Origin of the sequence: Photobacterium arenosum (assembly GCF_014841115.1) — a bacterium.
In the GTDB taxonomy this organism is placed as follows: Bacteria; Pseudomonadota; Gammaproteobacteria; order Enterobacterales; family Vibrionaceae; genus Photobacterium; species Photobacterium arenosum.
In genome coordinates this window covers 117,144-141,974 of record NZ_JACYTP010000014.1, presented here as the reverse complement: position 1 = coordinate 141,974, position 24,831 = coordinate 117,144, and the positions used below count along the sequence as shown (strand labels likewise).

The following is a 24,831-nucleotide window of genomic DNA, read 5'->3' as shown; positions in this document are numbered from 1 at the left end:
GCACTACCAGCCGCGACCTGTTCGAAGTCGACCGCCAGCAGGGCAATGTAGATGTCACCCTCGACCACCGCCTGCTGACGGAAGAAGGCCGCAATAATATTGCCGAGGATGTGAAGCGGAATGAACTTGGCTTGTCCTCGCTCGCCGATGTGGTCACCAAAGATTCCGTCTCTGTCGGCGATACTTTTGAGCATGTTGATAACGTCCAGAAAAACCTGGATGTTCAGAAGCTGGTTGCATCGCAGGCAGAGGGCAAGTTTGCGGTCATATTAAATAACCTGGATACAGCAACAGCTTCAGAAAAGCAGGCCGCGATTAATGCGTACGCCGCTGCCTATGCCGAAGTGTATGGCGTTAATATCGATTCGGCATTGGTTGTTGCTGTCACCAAGATGACGCACGGGGCACATTACATGAATGGTAATGGTGCCAGCAAAATCGTTATCAATGATGAAACCATGAAGAATGCGAAGGACTACATGACAACGTTAGGTCATGAAGTCACGCATGGTCAGGTTGCGCAGGGCGGATTAGACAGCCGGGAAAATAAAACGCTGAATGAAGAATACGCCAGCCTGATGGGCGGGTATTCAGCGGACAACTACGCCTTTGTATTGGAAAACAGCGGGCTGGGAACGGTTAGAGAAGGAGATATCAACCGCCATCATGGGAATCAGTCAGCACTCATCAGTCGTAACAGTTCCAACTATCTGGCGGATGAAGCGGTATTGCCCGCAGGCAGTATCGAGTACTACCTGAATCAGGAAGAAGTACAGAAGAAACTGTCTCTGCTTGCCAGTTGTAACCAGCAGGGGGCAGGTTCTGCGGCTTGCCAGCAACTGAATCAGACCAATCAGCTTGACCACATGCGGGATGCAGAGCTTCAGGCGGCTTGTAAGGACATGAGCAGCCCTGGTTGCCGGGCACAGATAGCGAAGGCACAGGCCGCGTTGGATTCGTTTGATGAAGGGGCATCACCCTGGGACGACACTCGCCTTGGGCAGGAGCAGGAAAGCATTCGTACTGTGCTGAATGATCCGTCCGGTGAGGAGCGCCAGAATCAACAGGCACAACTGAACGCGTTGTTCGACGGTTTAATGGAATTCACCCCGGGGGCCGGGGATGTGAAGGGTTTTGTTGACGCGGAAAGCGGCATTGACTATCTGGTCGCGGGCCTTGGACTGATACCGGTAGCCGGTGATCTGCTGAAAAAAGCCAAAGAAGCGTTCAGTGCCGGTCGGGTCGAAGAAGCCAAAGCTTTACTGGGTAAAGCTCAGGAACACATCCAGCATATGGATGCGGACTTTGACCTGCCAGATCTGGCTCTGCCGGCCCCCGCCCCCCATTTAGATAAAGCTCCGACTACGGATTTGGATGTGTCGGGGACACGTTTGGGTAGTGCCGTTGGGGACGTTGATGGTAGGATGCTTGGTGATATACCTGTTGTTAAGGTTGATTCATCACAAGCTGTTAAAGGTACGCCAGAATACGAGGCATTAAACAATCCGTTACCTAATACTCAGTATGAACTCGATAATGGGACTACGTTTAGAACAAATGAAAGCGGTTTCGTGGATGAAATCAGTTTTACGCCAGTTGACGTTAAGATGCCTAGGGATAGTCGTCAAACAGCAGTTGGAAAAGAAGGCTTAGATACAGATGTTGGTGGGCATATTCAGGCGTGCCGATATGGGGGAACTTGTGACCGATATAATCTTTTTCCGCAAGATAAAAATTTCAATAATAGCGCCTACAAACGTTGGGAAAATGAAATTAATCGCGCTTTACAAAATGGTGATAATGTCGGCAGTGTAAAAGTGAGATTGAACAGGGCCGACCCGAACAATCCAAGGCCAGATAGTCTTGAAGTTGAGTATCAAATTAATGGTCGAACGTATACTAAAGAATTTGAAAATCAGGCTGGAGGGTAAATATGAATAATCCAATTGCAGAACAACGCAAATTGATCGAGCAGCTTTACCTCGTTGTGAAGAAGAGCTGTCCAGTTGATGCCACGTCAGCTAAGTGTCGCTTTGAATATGATCATGGCTATGAAGATGGTAGTTTGAGTGTAGGGTCCGCTTTTAGTTATGTAGCCAGTGATGAAGAATTTTTCCCAGCGCTTGATAGAGAACTTCGGCGTTCTGTTAAGGATTTAGTGCTCCAGCTTCACGCTAATATGAAAGCACATACAGGTGGAGACTGGAATGCGTTCACACTGTTTATCAATGAAGACGGAACTGTGGCAACTAAATTCGAGTATCCAGATTAAGAATCATCTATTGAGGTTGTTCATAGTTCTGTGTCAGCATAAGTCACAGATCCACATATTTATCAACCCTGTTCGGGAAGTGGAGGCTCGACTGGGATAACGTCAGATTCTAGTTCTGTACCGATGAATTTTTAGTTAACCCAGTAGCATACGCCCCAAAAAGCATGTTGAATGCAGTTATCCCTGATGACTTTATTAATTGGTGGTCAGAGACAATCTCACATCTTTCTGGTTTAAAGAATATGTTGTTACTTTTTGGCGGCGGGATTTTTCTGGTTGCGTTCATTGTTGCCGTAAAGCGCTTTCCAAGCCAAGAACGAACGGAACTACTCATTAACTTGTGTACTGGTATTTTGGGGCTGCTTTCATTGATAGGCAGCATGATGATAATCGGCTCCTTTAACGTACAGCCGTGGTTCATCACTTTGCCAATGTTTTTATCTCTAATTTCTACTGTTCTCTTTTTTGGATTTCTTCCATCACTAATAGCTGTAAGGCTTGGCGTTTATTCCAAGAGTAAAGTGCAGGACGCGTGGCGGTTAGTAAAAATATTCTTTCGCCCTAATCAAAAAACAACCATTAAGGGGGAATTACATGGCTCTGCGAAGTAAGCAACTAGTGATTCAGATATTAATGCAGCTTTACAACATCTAAACTCGTTACCTAATACCGTGACTGCGACAATGCCTAAATCATGGGCTAAACAAACATTTTGGAATGGCTGCAAAAATCGCTTCCTAAAAAAATTCAGTACGGGGTCAGTTTTGATGTTGCAACGCACCAGCTCCCACCGGGGAGAGCAGTTCCGCTCGCGGGTTCTGTCGGTGGTCGAAACCTGCAAGAAACGCGGGATGTCAGCGCTAGATACCATCAGCGATATAGTGACGGCTGTTAACCGAAAGCAACCGTACCCGGATGTGTTCGGGCTGGCTACTGGCTAGTCAATGCCCCACTGGTGAATGGTTACGTATTTATTGCCCAATGAAATATTGATTGCATCAGTAAAATACACTGTTATTCCGCACAATACCCATCCGATACCCGACATCTCGCTCATTTAATATTGAATAGTTAATATACAATAAGTAGCATCTTGAATGCACGAATGATAACCATGACCTTCTTTGTGGTATTTAAAGTGTATTGCTTCAAATAAGTTTAAATAACAATAATTATTATCAATAAGCTGGTTGGGTTATTAATAATAGTGTGAACTTCGTTATTCATGTTTTAAGAAGAAATAACAACACCTAACATAGAAAATAAGTCTGGAGTGACATTATGAATGTCTTACGATCTATCATTTACTTATCGCTTGCCGGCTATATGTCGGCTCCGTTTGCTGCTGAGGCGAGCTTTGCCCCTATAGTGGTTGGGGCGCCATATGAAGATAGCTTAGCTTCGCAGCCAGGGTCAGATTCTGCGCCCAATTCTGGCGCGGTTTACCTCAAATGGAAAACGCTACAAGGACAACTCGGTACTGCGCTCATTAAAGCCCCCAATGCAGAAAGTTCAGATAAGTTCGGCGAAGCGGCCATTCTATCCGGGAACAATCAAGTTTTGGTGGTCGGTGCGCCAGGCGAATCGGGCTGTGGGGCCAATGTTGGGGCGACCGAACACGCCAACCTCATTGGCACCAACAGCAGAGTTACTTGTTTCTCGTATGGGATGGAAAGTAATGCAGATTCTGGTCAGCCATTAGATTCCGTCTCCATTGGCGCGGCCTATATATTCGAAGGGCAGGGGGAGTTTGCAAACAACAGTCAGTTTGAAACAAGTGCAGGTCATAAGTTGCTTGATTTTACCACTTACATCAAAGCGCCTAACCCCAGCCTTTGGGATAACTTTGGCGGTGTGGTCCATATCAGTGGTGATGGTAATACCATCGCTATTGCCGCAACAGGTGAAGACAACTGCGGCATCGGTGTTGGAGGCACGGGCGACAATCCGAATCAGCGTCTAGGTGGTCACTCGGTCTGCGGCCAGTACGTACACCCGGGTATGGATGACAACAGTGCCCGAGACTCAGGGGCGGTGTACATCTATAAAAAAAGCAACAACACTTGGGTGCTGGATGCGTACCTAAAAGCGCCAAACACCGATCCTGGTGATATGTTTGGTTCTGCCTTGGCATTGGACTCCGATGGGGATCAACTGCTTGTGGGTACCCCGGGTGAAGATAACTGCGGTACCGGTGTGGGTGGCCAGGGGGCGAACGCAAATCAACGCCTTGGTTATGGCTCCGTGTGTGGGACAAATCCTAACCCAAGCCTGTGGGATAACTCGGCGAGGGATTCTGGGGCTGTGTATCACTATGCGCGAGAGAATGGGCAGTGGGTGCTGAAAGAGTACATTAAAGCCTCAAACACCGACGCGGGGGATTTGTTTGGCAGCGCACTGTCGTTTGATCATCAAGATGACAAAATCGTGATTGGTGCGCCAGGGGAGTCTGGCTGCTCAGCAGGGATTGATGGGGCGCTGCAAAACCCTAACAAGAAAATCAATGGTGAAAGTGTTTGTGGTAACTCGCCGCTTAACAGTAACGTCAAATTGGACAACCGGATTGGCAAGTCTGGCGCGGTTTATGTGTTTGCTTACGATGACAACAATGCCAATTTGAAGGAAGTGGCCTACATCAAAGCGCCAAACCCTGACGCGAACGATCAGTTCGGCGCTAACTTGTTCATCGACAGTGTGGGTGGTCTGATGATCGGTGCGCCTGGTGAAGATAACTGCGGCACGCATGTGGATGGCACAAACAACAAAGCCCCATGTCAAAACCCCGGTTTGACCAACAATCAGGCTCTGGATTCGGGGGCGGCTTACATCTACAACGACAACAATTACGCTAACACCAAAGTGGCGTACAGCTTCTTCAAGTATGTGAAAGCGCCGAGCGTGCATGGGGGCGATGCGTTTGGGACCAACCTAGCGGCGGTAACCGCATTAGATGCTCAAGATCCGACGATTCAGATGGTCTTTTCTGCGCCGGGTTATGATAAACCGGATATGACGGACACGGGCAAGGTCTTTGTTTACACCAAAGAGTCGGCCAACAAGTTGCGCAAGAGCTTTGGCTTCAATGGCAAGCTACCAAACGTTGAAAACTCAGTGAGTAATTTTGATTACTTTGGTGGTTCAGCGCTTGGAGGCAGTGACACCTCTGTGACCAGTTCGGTCGGCAACCAATGTACGATCGTGACTGACTACCTAGAGGGCAGTAAGATAAGTATTAAAGACTTTATTGACTGTATTGCAGGGTTCGGACCTGGACATTAATTCCTATTTGATGTTTTTTAATGGAGTGAAGGATGAGTTCGCAAGATGTGGGCTCATTCTTTTCGCCTTTTTAAGGGGCCTTATGCGAGAGTGGCCAGCCTACTAAGAAGAGATCTGGCAGAGCGAGGTAATATTCGCTTGGTAATTGTGCAGTGCTGCATGAGAACGTATCAAAGGCTTAAGGTTGCGTTGTCAGCATTCTAACTCACTAGATCTCTGGGGGGCACCTACGCCAACACAAGATAGCCGTTTACCAAATCATTCGTGGTGAGAAGGTCGTCTTGATCGAACGTTGACGGATAGGGCCCGGCTTCAGTGGGCGGGTTTGTGTTCACAATATGACTGTGTAACTTTACGGTATTGTGTTGGCGTCATTTCATAAAATTTCTTAAACAGTAATCGGAAATGATTGATGTTGCTGTAGCCCACCTGGCGACTGATGGTCTCAATGTTCAACTTAGTCGTACTCAGTTTGTCCCGTGCGTAAGAGAGACGCAGACGTTGAATATAGTTAACCGGAACGTCGCCGGTTGCCGCTTTGAACCGTCGCGTCATCTGTTTTTCGCTCAAAAAACTCTTGCTCGCGCATCGCGCCACGGTCAGATTGCCTGGATGTTCATGATGCATCCAGTCTTGCAGTTCATGGATCAGAGTGTCATTGTGCTGCCGATATTGGCCGAAACTGGTCAGGCAGATCCGCGTCATACAGGAAATATCGCCCCCAATGTAGCGCTCGCAGCGCGTACGATGCTCACTGCCGAACAGATCATCAATTATCAACAAAGTGGCGTCGTAATAGTCCCGCACACTCGACGAGCAGATAAACGGGCTCTCATGAGTGATTTTTAGGTGGGGCATCAGCTTGACACTGGGGTAGCGTTCACGAAAGTACGCTACATGTGCCCAGTGGGTGGTGGCGCTACGATGATTGAGCAACCCCAGCTCTGCCAATAAAAAAGTGCCCGTGCATAAGGAAACGACATATTGGCTATCAACCAGTTGCTGCGTCAACCATGTTTTGATTGTCTCTGGCAGCAGGTAGGTCTCATCACTCGGCTCGCCACAGCAACCGAGCAAGAAAATATCTGTTTTATCAACCTGCTGCCATGGTGTGGGAAAGGCAATCGTCAATCCGGCAAAGGTTTGAATGTGCGTATCGTACGGGGAAATATAATGTACTTCTGGTTTGGGAAGCCCTGCTAGTTTGGCGGCGATCATTAACATCTCTGCTGGACCGGTTATCGCGGTGCTTGGGACGTTATTGAGCAATAAAGCGGTGATACGTAAAGGTTTGCTAGGTTCTACCATCAGCTCGAGATCCCTTGTTGAGTCAGTCATAACTGTAGTGGTCAACTAAAATTGGCCGCAGTTTAGAGTATTTCGCAATACAGCCTTCAGACTCATTGGGAGTCAGCCCTTCGTTATACTGATGAGGCCTGAGTTGGCTGTAATAGCAAGAGGAAATGTAACGAGTTATATTTCCTCTTGCTTCGGCAGAGCTTGATAACCCGATACTGGGATCCACTCCGTTTTTAGGCCTCTAGTAAAGAATCAATTATTCAATCAAGTACTGAATAATCCGTATATCCATTCTCGTTGCCACCAAATAGCGTTGAGCCGTCCAGTTCAGCCAGAGGCTGTTGTTGCTTTAAGCGCGCTACCAAATCTGGGTTAGAAACAAATGGGCGTCCGAATGCCACTAAATCAGCATAACCTTTCTCAAGTACCTCATCAGCGCGATCTTGGGTGTAACTGCCTGCGACGATAATCGTGTTTGTGAAGTATTCGCGCAGTTCGATTCGGAAACTCTCTGGAATCACTGGAGCGTCGTCCCAATCCGCTTCAGATAGGTGCAGGTACGCAATATCGCGAGCTTGAAGTTGTTTCGATGCTTCGAGGATAGTCGGCACAATATCTGGACAGTTCATGTCCTTAAAAGTAATGAAAGGAGCGAGTCGTACTCCCACTTTGTTGGCACCAATGGCTTCGCTCACCGCATCGACCACTTCCAATAAAAAGCGAAGTCGGTTTTCGCGAGTACCACCAAAGTTATCGGTTCTGTGGTTTGAGTTGGTACGCAGGAACTGATCAATCAGGTAACCATTGCCACCGTGGATTTCGACGCCATCGAAGCCGGCTTCAATCGCACGTTTAGCGGCATAGGCAAAATCACTCACCACACGGTCAATATCGGCTTGGGACATGGCTCGTGGCGTTACGCAATCGACCATATTGCCATTACCTTGTTCGTCGGCAATCCACACTTGGGTTTCTACCGGTTTGAGTGCCGATGGGGCAATAGGCTGTTCGCCTTTTTGGAATGTTGGGTGCGATACTCGGCCCACATGCCACAACTGACAAAACATTGCAGCACCTTGTTCTTTTGTTGCTTGAGTGACTGCTTTCCAGCCTGCCACTTGCTCATCGGTGTATACGCCTGGCGTGAACGAGTACCCCTGTGAATCGTCTGAAATCTGGGTGGCTTCAGAGATAATTAAGCCCGCAGTCGCACGTTGCTTGTAGTAAGTCGCCATCATTGGGTTTGGAATATTACCCGGTTGGCTAGTGCGTGCCCGGGTCATTGGTGCCATCACCACGCGGTTTTGTAGAGCCAGTTGTTTTAACTGTATTGGTTCAAAAAGTTTGCTCATGGTCGGTTCCTTACTGAAGTAGTGGTACTTGGGTTTTATTGCTTACAGATTCCACCCAATCTTTCACTGTGTTGTCCCATTGGATTTCTGTTGCACTAAAGAACCCACGCAAAATAGAAAACAGGATGGCTTCGTCTACCAAAGTCACATGCTGGCAGGCATCGAGATTCAACACGCTTTTCGCACCTTTGATGAGCGCTTCTACCTCTTTGGCAATGTTTGGTGTGTCTTGTAGGAGCGCATCAAAATTGAGTGCGGCAGTTTCTTTTTTGGCGCGCCAAGCTTGTTGCGCTGACAGAGTGGCAAACTCTGGTAAATCCATGTTTGACCAACGTGGGTAACCCACTTTCTGCAGTGGAAGAAACGCAATTTTTTGCCAATCCAACGCTTGCTGAGATGGTTGGCTTGTTTCACTTGATGTAGCCAGTTCAAGGAAGTAAGCGATGATATCTAGGCTTTCTGCCATCGCTTCACCGTTGTCTTTGATAAGAAGTGGTACTTGTTTGGTTCCAATCAGGTCCGTTGTGGTTTTGTCGTCGTCATAAGCAATATTGATGACGTCGAGTTGGATATTCAGCATGCCAGCAACATAGCGGACGCGAGCACTGAATGGGCAATGTTCGTAAATGTAGAGTTTCATAGTGTTTTCCTATTGATTCGTATTGGACAGCCCCGCTTGTTCGGGAGGCGTTAAGTCAGGGCTACCAGTAGGGATGAAATTAGTTGTTGAAGCTTGGAGCTAACTCGGCTTGTTTGCTTTCTTTGCGGTTCGCCTTGGCGATGAATAGCAAACCAATCAGCGGAACAATGATGGCTGCGTAAGGGATCATGCCCGCGCCCATTTGGCTATCGAGCACCATACCGCCTAAGAAACCGCCAAAGGCATTGGCTAAGTTGAACGCTGAGATGTTTGCCGTCGCCGCTAATTCCTGGCCTTCACCACCGTGGTTCATTACTCGAAGCTGCATCGCTGGTACGTTAGCGAATGAAGCAATACCAAACACAAAGGCGGTGGCGATGAACAGTACTTTGTTGTCTACGGTTAAGCCGACCAGTATTAGTGAAACAATCATCGCGATAGCCCAGAACATGGAGGCTTTTTGTAGGTTTTTATCTGATGAACGGCCACCCATGGTGTTACCAACAATCAGACCGACGCCAACGATAACCAGAATCCAAGTCACCGCACTTTCACCAAAGCCAGTGATGTGCATGGCGATAGGGGCGATGTAACCATACAAAGTCATGAACCCCGACCAAGCAAATACAGTGATCGCAAGGCTGATAAGTAGCATTGGGTTTTTGAACGCTGCCAATTGCGCTTTGACATCTTTTGCTTCGCCATGACCGGTCGATTTGACCACTGAAGTGATGAAGAACAGAGCCACTAAGCCAAAAGCTGCAACGGTTAAGAAAGTGGTGTGCCAGCCGAATTGCAAGCCAATCCAAGTACCGCCAGGCACACCTAAAACGTTAGCCAATGTTAATCCCGCGAACATTTGTCCGACCGCGCGACCTGCCATTTTTTCTGAAACCAAATTGGTCGCTACCACGGCACCAATGCCGTAGAAAGGACCTTGAACCAAGCCAGTGATCACTCGGCTTACCATCAACACAAAGTAGTTTGGTGCGAAAGCAGACAATATGTTGCCGAGGATAAACAACACCATTAGCCCAGCCAGCACGGCTTTCTTGTTAAAGCGTGCAAAGTAAATCGTAAGTAGTGGACCGCCAAACACAATGGCAAGCGCGTAGGCACTGATTAAGTAACCCGCTTGCCCTTCTGTGATGGACAATGAGTTGGCGACTTGAGGAAGAATTCCTGCAATAACAAATTCCGCGGTACCGATAGCAAAAGCTGCAAGCGTTAAGACCCATACCTGCAGCGGCATTTTTTCTTTATTCATGGGGAGTCTCTTTTTTTATTTAGTTTGAACCCATTGGTGCCATGCATTTTTGTTGCGATGGCACCTTGTTTCTATTTGGTGTTAGCCAAGCAGTGCACCACCGTCGACATCAATTACGGCGCCAGTCATGTAACTGTTTTCAATCAGAAGTCGGTAAGCTTTTGCAACGTCACTGGCTTCGCCAACTTTGCCTACTGGCAAGCTATTTTGCGTGCGTTGGTACATGGCATTTCTGTCGTCTTCGTTCATGCCTTGATACGCCTCGGTTTTGGTTAAACCCGGGCTGACCGCATTCACTCGGATAGGAGCCAATTCTTTCGCCAGTACTTTCGTGGTTGCTTCAATGGCAGCGTTAATAGCGGTTTTTACATAGGTGTTCGCGACAACTTTGCGAGATAACATGCCGGAAGTAAGTGTGATTGAGCCGCCTTTTTTGATGTAGCGTGCTCCATGTTTAGCTGCGTTGATGGCGCCCCAAAATTTGGTATCAAAAGCGTATTTTGCTTGGGATACTTCCACATCCATCACTTTGCCCGCAGGAGCATAAGAACCTGCTGTGACGATCAGATGGTCAAAAGCACCAATGGTTTCGAAGTAGTGGTAAACCGATTGTTCATCACTGAGGTCTAAACCTGTTTTACGGCTGGCTACGTGGACAACCGCATTTTCGCTTGCAAGTTGTTGGCTAAGTTCAGCACCAATACCTGATGTGCCACCCAGTACGACATAAACGGTTTTTTCTGTTTTCATGATTTGTTTCTCCAATCTTGTTTCGATGGGGTCAGTATATGTATTGGAGTGAATTTGATAATTGGGTAATATTTGAATTTATTATTCAGCTAAGATGAATAATGAAATTTAAGGAGAGATCGTGGACAAGTTTTCAGATATGACGCTGTTTGCCAGCATTGTGAAGAACCAAGGGCTGGCCGCGGCTGGCAGAGAGCTAGGCTTATCGCCAGCAACGGTCACGGCAAGATTACAGTCGCTGGAAGATCGTTATGGGGTGAGATTGCTTAATCGCAGTACAAGGCATATATCGTTGACAGACTCTGGCGCGATGTACCATCAGGCATGTCTGGAAATTATCGACAGCGTAAAAGAGACGGAAAACTTACTCCAAACTGGCACCAAAGAAGTGCGCGGGACACTTAAAATCTCGGCTCCTCGTGATATTGGCAAGCAATACATTTCGCCAATACTGTCGGAATTTAATCAGCTTTATCCCGAAGTGATCCCTTATCTGTATTTGAACGATAACTTATCCAACTTGGCAGAATCCGGTTTGGATATCGTTATCCGATACGGGGAGCTGGCCGACAGCAATCTTATCTCTCGCAAGCTTGCATCCAGTCGCCGAGTGCTTTGCGCTTCTCCTCAGTACTTGGCAAAGAAAGGGACGCCGATTACGCCGCAAGATTTAGCACAGCACGATTGTTTAGCTATGGTTCGCAGCAATGAAGAACTGAAAACATGGCATTTTCAAGATGAAGAACAACACAACGTCATCACTGTGCTGCCAAAGCGCTTTTCTGATGATGGTGAAGTGATTCGTCAATGGGCGTTGGATGGGGCGGGTATTGCGTTGAAATCGATTTTAGATGTGCAAGAAGACATCAAAAAGCAGCGTTTAGTGACGGTGTTGAATGGCTACATGAAGAACTTCAACGCATCGACCTCTTCAGCAGGTGCGGATTTGAATGTGATTTACCTGAGTCGCCAGTATCAACCCAAGCGACTTCGTTTGTTTGTAGATTTTTTAATTGAGCACTTTAGTAGTTTAAGATGATAATTGTATAACCAGATCTGCTTGATCAGCGGCGTGAGCGGGCCATCCTTGCCATTGAGGTTTTGCCCGGACTGCAGCGCTTTAGCGAATGCCTGGATATCAATTTCGTATTTATCAGCCATGATGTGTCTCTCCCTTTTTTTAGGACGTGCAGGAAAAGACACAAAACTCTGAACACTAGCCCTCAACTCTTACCCTTCGACAGGTATCCCCTCCTTTATATTCAAATAATATTTGATAATTACTCAATCATTAGCTTGTTTTTAGGTTTGAATATCTCGCGTATTGTCGAAACATATTCACATAGAGCCCAAACTGAGTGTGCGAGCTTACAGAGGTACAATATGAACATACTGAAAACAGGGATCGCCCTCATGGCTGCGATAGGATCCAACGTGGCTACAGCGACGGATTTAGAGGTAGTTGCACAGTTAAATGGCACACGCCCGGGCAACCTGACCGTCACGGAGCAAGGACGTCTGATCATGTCAATGCATCCATTGGAAAACCCAAAATATCGAGTGATGGAGTTGCTAGACGACGGCACAACACGGCCGTTTCCTACCGAGGACTGGGCCGATGGACCTGAGATCGGGGAAGTGGGGCTGTCGTCGGTCATTGGCATTGATAGCACGAAAGAGGGGACGGTTTGGATGTTGGATATGGGCAGTGCCACTACGCCCGCTCAGATTGTCGCTTGGGATAGCGTCAACCATGTGCTTGAGAAGCGTTTCACGCTCAGTCCTTCAGTGATGGTGGATAATTCTTTCTTTCAGGACTTTGCCCTCGATACTTCGCGTAATCTGATGTATATCGCTGACACCACCTTAGGCAACATCGCCGGGTCGGCCGCTCCGGCATTTGTGGTGGTGGATCTCAATACCGGTCAGGCGCGGCGCGTGCTGGAATCGAACAAAGCGTTGATGGCGCCTCAGCATCAAATCAATATTGATGGGTCGGCGTTGGCTACGAAGCGCCAAGACGGCAAATCCGATCCTGTGTATCTGGGTCTCAACCCCATCACGATCGATACCAATAATGAGTGGGTGTACTTCGGGACGGTCAACGGCAGTGCTATTTATCGTCTCCCAACTGCGGCTTTGGCTGATCCCAAGCTCGCGCCCGAGCAGCTTGCGAAAACCATCGAATTTTACAGTGAAAAACGACCGAGTGATGGCATGGTGATGGCAAAGAATGGCCGAATCTATGTGGGTGATCTGGAGAAAAATGCCATCGGTGTAGCCGACGAAACTGGCTATCGACTGATCGCGCAAGATGATCAGTTGCTCAACTGGGTTGATGGCTTTGCATTAGGTAAAGGCTATTTGTATCTCACGCAAAATGCGTTGCACCTGCATCCAATCATGAACGAGGGCGAGGAAGAGGCGACCAAGCCTTATCGCATTGTGCGCCTCAAGCTGGAGTGATGAGCACTACGTGCCGCAGCCGTGGTGGTGCTCACATCGCCACGACCTGAAAGGTTATGTCAGAAGAGGAAAAGTAATGCCACAATCAATCACAATAGGGGTCACGGATCTCTCCTTCCACCGGGTGACGGCCTCACTTGTTCGTCATGTGCTCGTCGACATGGGGTTTGAGGTCGATCGCGTGTACGCACCGCACCAGGAAAACTTTGCGCAGTTGGCCTCTGGTGAGGTGGACATGTTGAGCTCTGCTTGGTTGCCATCCAGCCATGGTACCTACAAAAGCCAAGTCGAAGCCAAGGTGCCGTTGCTAGAGCTCGGCCTCCATTATCAACCGTATGCCCTGTGGGGCGTGCCCGATTACGTGCCGGTTGAGCAGGTCGCCAGTGTCGAGGATTTGCTGAAGCCGGAAGTGCGAGCAAAAATGCACCGAGATATTCAAGGCATTAATCCAGGCGCAGGGATCACGCGTTTCTCAATTCATATGATGGTCGCGTATGGTCTGGAGGAGGTGGGCTATCGCTTTCATACCGGCAGTGAAGAAGCGTGTTTTGGTGCATTTGAACAGGCGGTCGAACACCAACAATGGGTCGTGGTACCGCTGTGGCAACCCCAGTTCTTGCATCATAAGCATCGTATACGCGACTTGGACGACCCCAAGGGTTTGCTGGGCGGTGTTGATCGCGCGGTACTGTTATTACGTGAAGATCGTCGCGCTCGGTTTACGCCGGAGCAATTGGCGCGACTGGATGCACTCTGTTTCTCCAACGCCATCATCGCTGATCTCGACTACCAGGTTCGTCGAGAGGGGCAAATCTTAGATACAGTGACTCGAGCATGGCTTGATGCACACCCGTTTTAATCCCAAGCTAAACGAGAGGCTGCTCGCTTAGCTCGGGATGAGGTGGCGCGCCGCGAGCGCTGAAAGTAACGCCTGAGTGCGGGTTTTGAGATAATCCCGCAGCAAACGGACGGTGGGCGTGATGGACTGACGACTGGGGCAGACTAACCATAACTCTGTCGGCGTCGGCGTATAACCAGGCATTACACTGATCACTCGTTGATTGAGCAAATCGTCCGCCATATCGAGGCACGACTTGATGGCCATTCCATATCCGGATACACACCAGCGGCGTACTAGATCGCCGTCGTTAGATATACGATTCCCGCACAGTTTGGCTTTGATGGTTTGATCGTAATGGGCAAACTGCCATTCATTCTGGACCACATCGTTCAATTGATAGCACAAGCCATTGTGTGTCGCCAACTGGTGAGGATGCGACGGTGTGCCATGCGTTGCGAGGTACGAAGGGGCCGCGCAAAGCAAACGAGGGACATCACAGATTTTAAAACCATACAGGTTGTTTTCCGTGGGTGAACCGTAACGCAAAGCCATATCAACGGTATCGCGATAAAAATCGATGATACTGTCGCTTATGTGACTGCGTAGAGTGAGATTCGGGTGTTGATCAAGGAACTCATTGAGCCAAGGGGTAATGACATTTCGGCCCAGATCGGAAGACAGAGCAATCCGCATTTCGCCGCCCAACTCATCCAAATCTGACTGAATATTGAGTCGTGCGCTCTCGAGTAATTGTAGAGCCTGCTGGCACTGAGGCAGGTAACGCTCGCCAGCGGGCGACATCCGCAACTGACGTGTCGAACGGATAAACAGCTCAAGTCCCAGATTTTTCTCAACGCGTTTAAGCGCGGCACTCGCGGTAGCGACTTGCATGTCTAAACTGTTGGCGGCTGCTGTGATACTGCGAAGCTCCGCCACTTTCATCACCACGAGAAGATCGTTTAGTAGCATAAATTCAACACATGATTGGTAATGTATTCATTGTTATCAGTTTTTCGTTCGTATCACAAGTGAGGCCCTGTTGTGGCGTGGACATAAACTCGTTACTTGTTGTAGAACATACGTTGTTGGTTTGAGTGATCTGACTTTGTAACTCGTGGACACCTTGGCGGGAGGCTGTTCATTGTTCTGTGCCAGCGTAAGTCACAGACCCACATATTGATCGACCCTGTTAGGGCAGTGAATGCTCACCAGGGATAGCGTCTGATTTCAGTTGAGTACCTGCGTCCACTTCTCGGAAGCCTTCAGCATCCCCCAACGCTCAAACCCCAAATCCAGCTCTCCACCTTCAATTCCGATATCCAACGGCACGATCAGTTTCGCTGTGAAAACCACCCTCGGCTCTCAACACTGCCGCCGATTGCGATGGGAATATTCTGGAGATGAGGGTTATCCCTCATCTCGATTGCTGCGAAAAAGCAGTCCATGTCGATATGAATAAACTTCCTGTCTCCGTGTTGCTCTCTCTCAGTGTGCATCGTTTTTATCTCAATACATTCGCGTAGAGACGAAGCTTGTTCTTTCTGAAACGATTATCTCCTTTGCTTCCCGGCAAAGGGCGATTTTACACTGTTCGTTCATGTGCTTTTTCTTCTTTTCTGAGTTTAACCAGTGCCCATTTGGCCGAAATGACAATGGAAGTCGCCATGCAGATAAAAGAGAATCCGCCAGCTACTATGGTCAGAGCACCAGCCACAATGCCTGATAAGGATTCACCTGTGTTAGCAACGGTCGAGTAGAGGCCGTAATTTTTGCCAAGCTCTCCCTGGCGGGATAGGGTCTGGATATTGGTGATGATAGAAATATCCACAATGGCGCCAACAAACCCCAGTATGAAGACAGAGGTGAACAGCGCAGGCTGGTTGATGTTAATAGCTATCGCCACCAGTACAAACAGCACGCCATATAACATCCACGATTTCATCACCAGTTCTGGTGTCGTGTCTTTCACTATTCTTGGATATAAAATGCCACCCATGACTGTCCCTGTTGCCATCACTGAAAAGACATAACCAACCAATTCCTCACGCAGGTAATGTTCAACAATGATAGCCGGGAGCACATATTTCAGCAGCGCGGCTGTAAAGAGTACACACGCAGTCGTGCCAATAATCACCATGAATAAATCAGTTTGATGATTTCTTAAATTCGATATGCTTTCTTTGGTATCAGTAAACAAAGCGGTAAACGAAAGTTTTTCCTCTCTGTGTGTCTGATTCTTTTTCAACAAAAGCAGAAAAATAAGAGAAAGTGCATAAGTGATTGCATCGGCAAGCAAGACAAAACTTTTGTCGGCAACAGAGATGATCAAGGCACATAGCAATGGTCCGATAATGGATGCGACATCTTCGATGATTTGAAACAGACTGTTTCCTGCAGGTAATTCTTCTTTGTTCAACACAAATGGCAGGTAGGATCTGAAACTTGGTTGAAACAGGCTGCGTCCTATCGTCATCAGCATAGCGCAGACAACCAGTCCGGCTATATTCAATATGCCCAAGTAGTAAGTGATAAACATGACGAAAGTCACACTCAGCCTGAGTGTATCACTGAGCAGCATGTTTCTCTTGAATGGAAATACATCGGCAATCCAGCCACCCACAGGTCCGGAAAAGAGATAAGGGATAAATTTTAGAAAATAGACTAGCCCAATATAGAATATATCGCCTGATAATAACTCAATGGTGATCAACGCGAAGACAACTTCATGTGCGAAGTCGCCAATTTTGGATGTGAGGCTGGCAAGCGATAAGGGAAGTAATTTTCGATTAAAGATTACTTCTTTCATATAATGTCTCCGGGAGTGGTGATGTATATTTAAATAAAAATCATCATTTTAAAATGGAGTCGATTTTTGTGGGTGGATAGAATGTATTTATCATTACCAGGATTTTTAAATTCTGACTTTTTCTAAGTCGGTGAAATTTAATAGATAAATAATTTGTCATATTGATAAATATCAAAATATACAACTGTTCGCCCCGATCGCAATCATCGTGTAATTAAAAATTTAATCTAGAAGAAAAGATCTTTTATGTGTGAATAGTCACAATAAAACAATCTATTTTTTATGGGTTGTAAATGAATGTAAAAAAGTATGTTTTATATTTTATTTTATTGAGTAGGTGATTGATATTTTTAGCAGTTATTATTAATTCTATCAGAATATTTGGAGGCAGAAATATGCTGGTTCAGAAGCCGGGTTGCAGGCGGATGTGTTTTTATTTTGACGTTTTGATTGAGCCGATCATGGCGAGCGTACCGCACTCGCCATTTAATTGTTTACTCACATTTCGACACCATCACAGCGTCGGGTAAGCCGTTATCCTGGAAAGTCAGGCTCCACACATAACGTCCGGCTTCAGGCAGCATGGCAGCTGTGTCTTTGCCATAGCTGCCAGCCGTGAGCGGTGTTTTCTGACCCGGCCGGAGTTCCAGCCCTTCGGCCGTATACTGAGGCGACCAGTCTTTACTGGCGTACTGCAGACGGAAACTGCCGGCCTGTTCATTGGTTACCACCTGGTACAGGTTCTGGCCTTTGTATTCGAACTGCCGGTTGTCTCTGTGCTTCCACCCTGAATCGGTGAAATCACCCACCACATACAGCGGTTTGCTGACCGGACCTTGCTCAGTCACAGTGGGATTATCGCACTTTGCCATCAGGCCTGTACCCGTTAAGATCAGGGCTTTGGCTGTCAGATCCTCGGCAGGCTGTACTGGGGAGACAATATGCAGGAAGCGTGCTTCAAAGCCATTGAGTGCAATAGTGTAGTGTCCACTGCTGACGTGGAAGCGCTCACCGCTTTGCAAGTCAATCAAATCACCGGCTGAGCCCAGTATTTCCGCATTTAAAGCCAGTTGTTGCGAAGCGTCTGTGGTGCTGACCAGATAAACGACAGCGTCCTGATCTTTTTGCTTGCGATCCACATACACCTTGTCATTGGCCATAATATTGAGGCGTTCGCCTTGGTATAACGCCGGGTGCGCCGCCCGCATTGTCATCAGCTCTGTGACATAGGCTTTGAGATCGCGTTGGCGTGCATTCAGCGTGGCACTGACGCCGTCAATCTTGCCACTGGAACGGGCCACATGATCATCACATAAGCCTTGGATGGCGCAGATATCGCCCGGCACTTTACCGGCAAAATGTTCAACCTGATCACCAATTTCATCGCCGTAATACAGGGTGATGGGGCCGGTATAAGCGGCGAGGAAGGATATCGCTGCTTTATGGCGCTGCCAGTATTGATCATCGCTGGGTTCTGCAATATTGCCCCGTTGCAGCAAATCACCAAAGCGGACGAGATCATGATTGCCCAGCATCAGATTGGGCTTGGCATGATCGGGATAAAGCCGATGTAAATCCATGCCTTCTGCCAGCCAACTGCCGCCTTTGCCGCCGTTACTGTTTTCATTCACGGCGAAGGTTTCCACTAATCGGTAGCGGACCGGAAAATCAAAGGCTGAACACAACCCCGGTGTGCCTTGCGGGCCATAACCAGTCTGATTGATCACGTTTTCGTTATTCCATATTTCAGCCACCATGTAACCCAGCGGGTGAACTGTTTCGCCAAGGTGATTGACGTAAGTGACCGACTGCGATGCGTCATCAACTGTCTGGCGAATATCCTGCCAGGCCTTCAGAGGCACCTGATAAGCCTGATCCAACCGCCAGCCATCGATTTTAAGTGTTTTTATCCAGTAAGCTGCCACTTCCTGATAAAAAGGCAGGCTCTCGGGGTAGCTGACCGGATTGCTGCCACCCACGGGCAGTTTCCCGGTTGGCGATGGCACTACATTCTCTTTGTGGTGACCAAACACGCCGTCAAAGAACACATATAACCCCCGGGCATGGGCCTGTTCGACTAATGCTTTCGCGGTCTCTATCGTGCCAAATTTCGGATCTATCGAAAAATAATCGGTGGCATAATAGCCGGTGGCATCCAAACGGTCTGCCCAGTGGTCCTGGCCTATTTTGGCCACTGACTCAAACACAGGCGTCAGCCAAATCGCATTAACACCTAACGACTGGATATCATCCAGAGAGTCGATAATCCCCTGCAAATCACCCTGATGATGACTGGTGCCGTAGCCGGTGCCATGACCAATATTCGGGTCACCATCGATGAAGCTCTCGACCATGGTCTGGTAAATCCGTAGCTGTTGGCTTTGCTCGGCAACGTTTGTGTTACAGGCATAAGGCGCAATGGTTGGGTTTTCGTCCGCAGATGGGGTTGAGCTCCCGCACCCCGCCAGCGCTGCAGTTATCAGTAATGAGAGTGTGGAATGAGCAATCCTTTTGTTCACGTTTCAATTCCTGTCGTTATGCTTTGAATGTTTGATCTCTGTTTGTTTGTGAATACGTGCCCCTTCACATTCAGGGACACGTATCAAGGCAATTAGCGGGGTTGGGTAAACACAGTCACCGCAGTGCCTTCAACCACCACACTGCCGGATAACCCAGTCTGATGACGGGCGCCTGATGCATCGGCAACCAGCGTCCAGTCGCCTGCAGGCAAGCTGATGGTCTGATTGTTGCCGCTGTTGTACACCACAAACAGGTTATGCGTGTCTTGCGGGTAAGTGATAAAACCTGTGACCAGTTGCCCGCCAAACTCAGCCGGTCGGGAGGCCGTAAGGTAATTGGCAATGTCCTGATTCGTGGTCATGCGCAAGCCTGGGTGATTACGGCGCAGCGCGATCAGTGCTTTGAAGTAATCATAGGTCGCTGCGTTATCAGCACGGCGCTGCCACTTGATGCTGTTAAAGCTGTCCGGCGCATTGTAGGTATTGTGCGTGCCGCCGTGCGCACCGAAATTCCAGGCATCCGGATAACTCATCTGTTCGTTGTCGGTTTTGGTCCGCAAGAATTCGTCACCGGCATGGACAAACCCGATGCCCTGACTGGTCAGCACCATGCCCATGCCAAAATTCACCACGCGTTTGGCATAATCGAGGCTGGTCGGTGGCGTCAGGCTGAGAATCTGGTGCGAGCTGTTCTGTACAACATTGCCCGACAGGCTTAAATACACCTTATCCCACAGGCCGAAATTATCATGGGCAGAAATATAGTTGATGCTTTGCTCCGGATCGGCGGCAAAGTTTCTGAACCAGGTGCTGTTGCGGCTGTCATTGGGATCGTACGCTGAACCGCGCATGCCATCATAGATGGACCAGCCCGCATCGGCGCTGCCCAGATTGTTGAACATATAACCCGTCCGGGTATCGTCGTTCGACCCTTTCAGGGCTTCACGATACGCGCCGTTGAAAACGCCGACATGCTCTTGCACCATATTATGCGTGGTGCCGTAACGAACACGTTGTGCTTCTTTCGGATCACTGGCGTAACCATTCCAGGGTTCGCCGTAAAGGAGTAAATTACGATCCGGGAATTGTTGATTCAGCGCGCGCCCCCACTTTTCCACTTCCTGAAAAGAAAAAATGCCAATCAGGTCGAACCGAAAACCATCAATGCCATATTCATCGACCCAATAAGCCAGTGAATCCTGAATCATGCGGCTGACCATAGGCTGGTCGGCATCAATGGCGTTACCGGTACCTGAAAGATCGGTTGGGGTGTAATAGCGGCTGCTGATGTTTTCAAACATTTCTTTGGCATAAGTGTGGTTGTACACCACATCCATGATGACCCGGATCCCGGCTTTGTGGAACTCGTTCACCATGGTTTTAAACTCGCTGGCGCGAGCCTCGTAGTCGGTCGGTACCTGTGAATAGCGATCTTCCGGGACGTTGTAATTGCGCGGATCATAACCCCAGTTGTAACAAGGATCGCTGCCAGGAAGTCCGTCGCAGGTGGCAAAATCATAGACTGGCAGCAGCTGAACGTGAGTGATGCCCAGATCAACCAGGTGATCAATCCCCGTTTTCAACCCGCTGTAGCGGGAGCCGCTTTCGACCATTCCCAGGAACTTACCGCGCTTGTCTGCGCTGACGCCAGAGCTGGCATCTATGGTGAAATCGCGGACATGAACTTCATAAATCACGGCATCTTCGCGGTTCAACAATGCCGGGCGTTCAGCCCAGCCGCCGTCAGGGGCAGTGCGGGACATGTCCATCACAATGTTGATGGCTTCACTGTCTCCTGTGCCGGGTGTTGCCATTTTCCCGTATGGGTCGCGCACCGGAATGCCATTGACTTTAAAGGTGTACTCGGCCAGGTGCAGATCGCCGCTGACGTCAACCTGATAGATATCTGTGTAGCCGTTGGCATCGCTCACTTTGCTCAGTGGGTATTCTGTGCCGTTCACGGTAACCGTCACATCGCTGTGATCCGGCGACCAGATCGCAAAGGTGGTTTTATCAGGCTGATACTGTGCGCCGAGGGTGGGAAGCGGGGTGCAATCTGAGGTACATGGGGTCACGGGCGTGAGGGTATAGTTCAGCGTCTGGTCGTTCACTGTGACCAGATATCCACCGTTGACCTGGGTATAGATGTCATCGCCAGACGCGTCTAACACGCCGTCGTTTAGATTGTCACCATAGTTTTGCGACCAGTCTCCGGTCAGGTCAAACTTAAAACGCTGATTGGTTTGTCCGTCAAAATGGACTAACAATGCCCAGGTGTTGTGATCGACCAGAGTCATTGCCTCTGCGGCCCATTGATTCGTCGTGCCGCGAAAATGCAGCGTTGCGAAGTTTTGCGCATGAGGCTGGCTGTCGCAACTGGCCACCGGCATGGTGAGAATCGTCTGGCTGTCGGTATAAAAGTCGATCCGGTAGTTCTGATCACCGGCAACCGTGTAATCGCCGGCGGGGTAGCTTTCCTGCCAGTCACCGTAGCGGTCGATTTTAAACCGGGGACCGCCGGTAGCATCTCCTTGCAGAAATGTCTGGCAGGTTTGATAGTGAGTGGTCGTTATTTGTGTCATTGCTGCCGCGTTCCACTGGTTCGGAGTGCCCCGGAAATGCCAGTCGGCGAGTGCGGGGGCGCTGATCAGCGTCGCACCAACAATAAGCGTAGGTAAGGTTCTCATTTCAATTTCCTTTTGCCGTCCTTTGCAAGAGAGATAACTCCCGAACGGATCGAGTTATTGTTTATGGTTATTCACACACCTGATGCGGACATTTCATCCAGCCAGGTGAGTTGTAAATAGCACAAAAAATAACGCTGAAAATGCTGTTACCGGAGAAATTGAATTGAAATGTGAACCGATTAACTCATTGTATGGTAAGAAAGAAATTGAACTGTGATCTTGTTATCTCAGCCTTTGTCTACGCCCCCCATTCTACGCCCTGGGGGAGATGGCTATTGCCGGATACTATAATTCTTATTGCGGTAAGAAAGAAAAAACCTCCAAAAGAGAAGGAGGTTAAATTTGCTTTTTATCTTATTTCTAACGTTGAATCGGGTTAAGAGATCGCCGATCAGAAGGTTATGTAAAATCAGAAAGTTTCATGATAGTGGCATATCGATCACTTAATGCCGCGATGGATACATCATGAACCAGTTTCCCATCAAGCTCGTTATTATTTTGATCCGGAAGACTTCGAGTTGCACAAGCATCTTCACAAACAATAACGTCGTATCCAAGCTCAACAGCTTTGATAGTTGTTGCTGTAACGCACATATGACTCATGAAACCAGCCACAATAATTTGCTTACGGCCAGTCAAGCGTATCAGCTCTTCTAACTCTGTGTTAAAAAATGAGTTTGGAAGGGTTTTGTGCACGATTTGTTCGTTCTCAGATGGTTCGACTAATCGAATAACATCAGACATTGTTGATTCACAGTTAAACACTGGTGATGCTGAACTCGCTTTATGCAACACATGAAAGACGGGTGTCGATTTATCACGAGCAATATCAAGAAGCATTTTTGCTTTATCCAGTGCAAGTGTACCATTTTCGCCTAACTTCAACTTTCCGTCAGCATACTCATTTTGAAAGTCTATATATAGAAGAACCATATTGTTCCAATCAACCGTGCTATCGGATAAGCCTGATATTTTCCGTAAAGTATTTAAATGACTCATTGTAGACTCCTTTTTTAAATTCAAGCCTAGTCTAAGAAAATTTATCGGAATAGTTAACGAACAATTTTGCATGCGTGATGAGCAAAAATTCTTGTAGCAATTCGTTACCACTACAATTCCATTCCAACTGTTGGCGCACGACCTATGTGCAAAAATTCTCATAGTTATAGTGATAAGAATATTTTAAATTGAATTGTAATTAACAGGAGGTTATATGGTTGATAAGATTCGATTGCCAATATATGAATCGCTAGCAAGTTCAAAGAAGAGGATGAATGGAAGTTTTCATGCTCTGCCAATTCAAAATGTGGGCAATATTAAAAATGTAATACTTGAAGAAGGTTTTTTGAGTGCTTTTGAAAAAATAAAGCATTTAGAGTTGTCAATAACAGGACCTTTTTTTGACAGTTTGTCAGACCCTTCCAGGGTGATTGATGAATCCTCAAATATTATTTATATTTTAATATTCATTATTATTTCGAAAATGCATTTCTGAATATCCTGACTAACTCGTCCATAACAAGTTTTTTAGGCGTGGAATATGATGTTTTCTTAGAGGTTAGCATCCATATTTCACGGTATATTTCTTCCGAAGGCCTGATAAATGGATAGGAGTCATTTCGAAGTACAATTCTTGGGATTAGCGAGATACCATAACCGCTTTCAGATGCTCTTTTTTGAGCTGAAACAGAGTCAGATTGAATTCGTATTGACTTTGTTCCAAATTTTTCGATGAGATACTTACATTCTGGCAGATGACTATACAGATTAGAGTATGTAATTATATTGACGTTTTCATTTTTTACGAGTTTGTCCAGCCAATACTCGTTACCATAGAGCACATATTCTATCTCACCCAGTTTTTTACAAATGGACTCGCCTTTTTCTGGCAACTCCATCCGTAAAGCGATATCAGCTTCCTGTTTAGATATGTTGACATTTCGACTCGAAGTGTCAATTTCGAACCTTAATTCGGGAAACCTCTGGTGCAAGCTATGCAAATTTTCTATGACGAAATGTTCTGCTAAAAATGGAACCATTGATATTTTAGTATTTTGATTGAACTTTGATTCAGGCGAGAGCTCTTCTTCGAGGCTGTTGATTTTGTCTCTCATAGTGATGGATTTATCGTAAAGCAATCGCCCTTCAATCGTAGAAATGAACCCATCCTGTGTTCTGTCAAAGAGTTTTAGTTTTAGAGCATTCTCTAACCGGTCAATTCTTCTTGATACTGTTGCATAGTTCACATTTAACCGATTGGCTGCCACACTGACTGTATTTGTTTCATATAACGTGAGAAAAAATTTTAAATCGTCCCAGTTTAATTTGTTCATGAATAACCTAAATATTTGATTTATATTGTTTTTGTCAATGTAATCTTGAGTTTGTTCTGTATGTTTTCATCAACTGTGCATATAAAGATAAGTCAGTTTTTCTCTATTCGTATCCATGAAGCTTAACCTTCATTCTCTTGTGTCTGGCATCCATGTATTTATCTTTTTATAAAATTTATGGTCTACCCCAATAATCAGTACTTACGAAGCATGCACAGAATAGGATGAATCCCCGTTCGCGTGCTGAAGAATACTTTCGATTAACCCTCTTCAGATCCATAAAAATCATAAATGATATGCTTATTGTTTACTATGCTTGC

The 24,831-nt window shown here is 47.4% G+C and carries 20 protein-coding genes and 3 pseudogenes; 9 read left to right on the top strand and 14 right to left on the bottom strand.

Annotated elements, in window-relative coordinates; translation table 11 throughout:
• The 5 genes and pseudogenes from IFO68_RS18430 to IFO68_RS18410 all read left to right on the top strand — a co-directional run.
• Nucleotides 1-1,931, top strand: a 1,931-nt coding sequence (locus IFO68_RS18430; RefSeq protein ID WP_192017280.1) for a DUF6862 domain-containing protein, incomplete at its 5' end; no start/stop codon positions are given.
• 2 nt (nucleotides 1,932-1,933) lie between these two features.
• Nucleotides 1,934-2,272: a hypothetical protein gene (locus IFO68_RS18425; protein ID WP_192017279.1), complete on the top strand. Its 339-nt coding sequence runs from the start codon at nucleotides 1,934-1,936 to the stop codon at nucleotides 2,270-2,272.
• Between the two features lie 164 nt (nucleotides 2,273-2,436).
• Nucleotides 2,437-2,883, top strand: coding sequence for a hypothetical protein (locus IFO68_RS18420; RefSeq protein ID WP_192017278.1), 447 nt, complete (start codon nucleotides 2,437-2,439; stop codon nucleotides 2,881-2,883).
• 144 nt (nucleotides 2,884-3,027) lie between these two features.
• Nucleotides 3,028-3,213 (top strand): annotated as a pseudogene (locus IFO68_RS18415) (IS66 family transposase); the annotation flags it as partial.
• Nucleotides 3,214-3,553: 340 nt separating this feature from the next.
• Nucleotides 3,554-5,551: a hypothetical protein gene (locus IFO68_RS18410; protein ID WP_192017276.1), complete on the top strand. Its 1,998-nt coding sequence runs from the start codon at nucleotides 3,554-3,556 to the stop codon at nucleotides 5,549-5,551.
• Nucleotides 5,552-5,863: 312 nt separating this feature from the next.
• On the opposite strand, the gene IFO68_RS18405 is transcribed toward IFO68_RS18410, so the two are convergent.
• The 6 genes and pseudogenes from IFO68_RS18405 to IFO68_RS18380 all read right to left on the bottom strand — a co-directional run bounded on the left by IFO68_RS18405 (nucleotide 5,864) and on the right by IFO68_RS18380 (nucleotide 10,859).
• Nucleotides 5,864-6,859 carry a GlxA family transcriptional regulator gene (locus tag IFO68_RS18405; protein WP_192017275.1) on the bottom strand — a complete coding sequence of 332 codons (996 nt, stop codon included), beginning with the start codon at nucleotides 6,857-6,859 and terminating at the stop codon, nucleotides 5,864-5,866.
• 41 nt (nucleotides 6,860-6,900) lie between these two features.
• Nucleotides 6,901-7,099: pseudogene (locus IFO68_RS18400) on the bottom strand (IS3 family transposase); the annotation flags it as partial.
• Nucleotides 7,100-7,110: 11 nt separating this feature from the next.
• Nucleotides 7,111-8,202, bottom strand: a complete 1,092-nt coding sequence (locus tag IFO68_RS18395) for an alkene reductase (protein WP_192017274.1) — start codon at nucleotides 8,200-8,202, stop codon at nucleotides 7,111-7,113.
• Nucleotides 8,203-8,212: 10 nt separating this feature from the next.
• On the bottom strand, nucleotides 8,213-8,842 hold the full coding sequence (locus IFO68_RS18390; RefSeq protein ID WP_192017273.1) for a GrxB family glutaredoxin: 630 nt from the start codon (nucleotides 8,840-8,842) through the stop codon (nucleotides 8,213-8,215).
• 79 nt (nucleotides 8,843-8,921) lie between these two features.
• Nucleotides 8,922-10,109 (bottom strand): MFS transporter, encoded by a 1,188-nt coding sequence (locus IFO68_RS18385; protein ID WP_192017272.1) that lies wholly within the window; start codon nucleotides 10,107-10,109, stop codon nucleotides 8,922-8,924.
• 81 nt (nucleotides 10,110-10,190) lie between these two features.
• Complete coding sequence (locus IFO68_RS18380) at nucleotides 10,191-10,859, bottom strand: SDR family oxidoreductase (RefSeq protein ID WP_192017271.1); 669 nt, start codon at nucleotides 10,857-10,859, stop codon at nucleotides 10,191-10,193.
• A 121-nt stretch (nucleotides 10,860-10,980) separates the two neighbouring features.
• Here IFO68_RS18380 and IFO68_RS18375 point away from each other — a divergent pair, with 121 nt between their 5' ends.
• The 3 genes from IFO68_RS18375 to IFO68_RS18365 all read left to right on the top strand — a co-directional run bounded on the left by IFO68_RS18375 (nucleotide 10,981) and on the right by IFO68_RS18365 (nucleotide 14,184).
• A complete protein-coding gene (locus tag IFO68_RS18375; protein ID WP_192017270.1) occupies nucleotides 10,981-11,898 on the top strand; it encodes a LysR family transcriptional regulator in 918 nt (305 codons plus the stop codon).
• 344 nt (nucleotides 11,899-12,242) lie between these two features.
• Nucleotides 12,243-13,325 carry a major royal jelly family protein gene (locus IFO68_RS18370; protein ID WP_225445320.1) on the top strand — a complete coding sequence of 361 codons (1,083 nt, stop codon included), beginning with the start codon at nucleotides 12,243-12,245 and terminating at the stop codon, nucleotides 13,323-13,325.
• Nucleotides 13,326-13,401: 76 nt separating this feature from the next.
• Nucleotides 13,402-14,184: a glycine betaine ABC transporter substrate-binding protein gene (locus IFO68_RS18365; protein ID WP_192017269.1), complete on the top strand. Its 783-nt coding sequence runs from the start codon at nucleotides 13,402-13,404 to the stop codon at nucleotides 14,182-14,184.
• A 27-nt stretch (nucleotides 14,185-14,211) separates the two neighbouring features.
• Here the strand turns inward: IFO68_RS18365 and IFO68_RS18360 are convergent, their stop codons facing one another.
• The 7 genes and pseudogenes from IFO68_RS18360 to IFO68_RS18335 all read right to left on the bottom strand — a co-directional run bounded on the left by IFO68_RS18360 (nucleotide 14,212) and on the right by IFO68_RS18335 (nucleotide 23,177).
• Nucleotides 14,212-15,135 (bottom strand): LysR family transcriptional regulator, encoded by a 924-nt coding sequence (locus tag IFO68_RS18360; protein ID WP_192017268.1) that lies wholly within the window; start codon nucleotides 15,133-15,135, stop codon nucleotides 14,212-14,214.
• A gap of 258 nt (nucleotides 15,136-15,393) precedes the next feature.
• A complete protein-coding gene (locus tag IFO68_RS22035; protein ID WP_272872738.1) occupies nucleotides 15,394-15,519 on the bottom strand; it encodes a hypothetical protein in 126 nt (41 codons plus the stop codon).
• A pseudogene (locus IFO68_RS18355) lies at nucleotides 15,501-15,662 on the bottom strand (Y-family DNA polymerase); the annotation flags it as partial. The pseudogene IFO68_RS18355 and the gene IFO68_RS22035, both read right to left, overlap by 19 nt.
• Before the next feature lie 86 nt (nucleotides 15,663-15,748).
• Nucleotides 15,749-16,972, bottom strand: a complete 1,224-nt coding sequence (locus IFO68_RS18350) for an MFS transporter (RefSeq protein WP_192017267.1) — start codon at nucleotides 16,970-16,972, stop codon at nucleotides 15,749-15,751.
• Nucleotides 16,973-17,466: 494 nt separating this feature from the next.
• A complete protein-coding gene (locus tag IFO68_RS18345; protein ID WP_336510287.1) occupies nucleotides 17,467-19,491 on the bottom strand; it encodes an alpha-amylase family glycosyl hydrolase in 2,025 nt (674 codons plus the stop codon).
• Nucleotides 19,492-19,583: 92 nt separating this feature from the next.
• Nucleotides 19,584-22,178: an alpha-amylase family glycosyl hydrolase gene (locus IFO68_RS18340; protein WP_192017266.1), complete on the bottom strand. Its 2,595-nt coding sequence runs from the start codon at nucleotides 22,176-22,178 to the stop codon at nucleotides 19,584-19,586.
• Nucleotides 22,179-22,577: 399 nt separating this feature from the next.
• Nucleotides 22,578-23,177: a cysteine hydrolase family protein gene (locus tag IFO68_RS18335; RefSeq protein ID WP_192017265.1), complete on the bottom strand. Its 600-nt coding sequence runs from the start codon at nucleotides 23,175-23,177 to the stop codon at nucleotides 22,578-22,580.
• A gap of 214 nt (nucleotides 23,178-23,391) precedes the next feature.
• Here IFO68_RS18335 and IFO68_RS18330 point away from each other — a divergent pair, with 214 nt between their 5' ends.
• A complete protein-coding gene (locus IFO68_RS18330) occupies nucleotides 23,392-23,673 on the top strand; it encodes a hypothetical protein (protein WP_192017264.1) in 282 nt (93 codons plus the stop codon).
• Here IFO68_RS18330 and IFO68_RS18325 read toward each other — a convergent pair.
• Nucleotides 23,651-24,511, bottom strand: a complete 861-nt coding sequence (locus IFO68_RS18325; protein ID WP_192017263.1) for a LysR family transcriptional regulator — start codon at nucleotides 24,509-24,511, stop codon at nucleotides 23,651-23,653. The two genes, IFO68_RS18330 and IFO68_RS18325, sit on opposite strands and share 23 nt — an antisense overlap.
• Between the last annotated feature and the right edge of the window lie 320 nt (nucleotides 24,512-24,831).

What these genes read in the sequence shown, in the direction of transcription:
- IFO68_RS18330 (WP_192017264.1), top strand. Translation starts at nt 23,392, where the DNA reads ATGGTTGATAAGATTCGATTGCCAATATATGAATCGCTAGCAAGTTCA.
- IFO68_RS18420 (WP_192017278.1), top strand. Translation starts at nt 2,437, where the DNA reads ATGTTGAATGCAGTTATCCCTGATGACTTTATTAATTGGTGGTCAGAG.
- IFO68_RS18325 (WP_192017263.1), bottom strand. Translation starts at nt 24,511, where the DNA reads ATGAACAAATTAAACTGGGACGATTTAAAATTTTTTCTCACGTTATAT.
- IFO68_RS18335 (WP_192017265.1), bottom strand. Translation starts at nt 23,177, where the DNA reads ATGAGTCATTTAAATACTTTACGGAAAATATCAGGCTTATCCGATAGC.
- IFO68_RS18385 (WP_192017272.1), bottom strand. Translation starts at nt 10,109, where the DNA reads ATGAATAAAGAAAAAATGCCGCTGCAGGTATGGGTCTTAACGCTTGCA.
- IFO68_RS18425 (WP_192017279.1), top strand. Translation starts at nt 1,934, where the DNA reads ATGAATAATCCAATTGCAGAACAACGCAAATTGATCGAGCAGCTTTAC.
- IFO68_RS18340 (WP_192017266.1), bottom strand. Translation starts at nt 22,178, where the DNA reads ATGAGAACCTTACCTACGCTTATTGTTGGTGCGACGCTGATCAGCGCC.
- IFO68_RS18380 (WP_192017271.1), bottom strand. Translation starts at nt 10,859, where the DNA reads ATGAAAACAGAAAAAACCGTTTATGTCGTACTGGGTGGCACATCAGGT.
- IFO68_RS18395 (WP_192017274.1), bottom strand. Translation starts at nt 8,202, where the DNA reads ATGAGCAAACTTTTTGAACCAATACAGTTAAAACAACTGGCTCTACAA.
- IFO68_RS18405 (WP_192017275.1), bottom strand. Translation starts at nt 6,859, where the DNA reads ATGGTAGAACCTAGCAAACCTTTACGTATCACCGCTTTATTGCTCAAT.
- IFO68_RS18410 (WP_192017276.1), top strand. Translation starts at nt 3,554, where the DNA reads ATGAATGTCTTACGATCTATCATTTACTTATCGCTTGCCGGCTATATG.
- IFO68_RS18370 (WP_225445320.1), top strand. Translation starts at nt 12,243, where the DNA reads ATGAACATACTGAAAACAGGGATCGCCCTCATGGCTGCGATAGGATCC.
- IFO68_RS18360 (WP_192017268.1), bottom strand. Translation starts at nt 15,135, where the DNA reads ATGCTACTAAACGATCTTCTCGTGGTGATGAAAGTGGCGGAGCTTCGC.
- IFO68_RS18390 (WP_192017273.1), bottom strand. Translation starts at nt 8,842, where the DNA reads ATGAAACTCTACATTTACGAACATTGCCCATTCAGTGCTCGCGTCCGC.
- IFO68_RS18365 (WP_192017269.1), top strand. Translation starts at nt 13,402, where the DNA reads ATGCCACAATCAATCACAATAGGGGTCACGGATCTCTCCTTCCACCGG.
- IFO68_RS18350 (WP_192017267.1), bottom strand. Translation starts at nt 16,972, where the DNA reads ATGAAAGAAGTAATCTTTAATCGAAAATTACTTCCCTTATCGCTTGCC.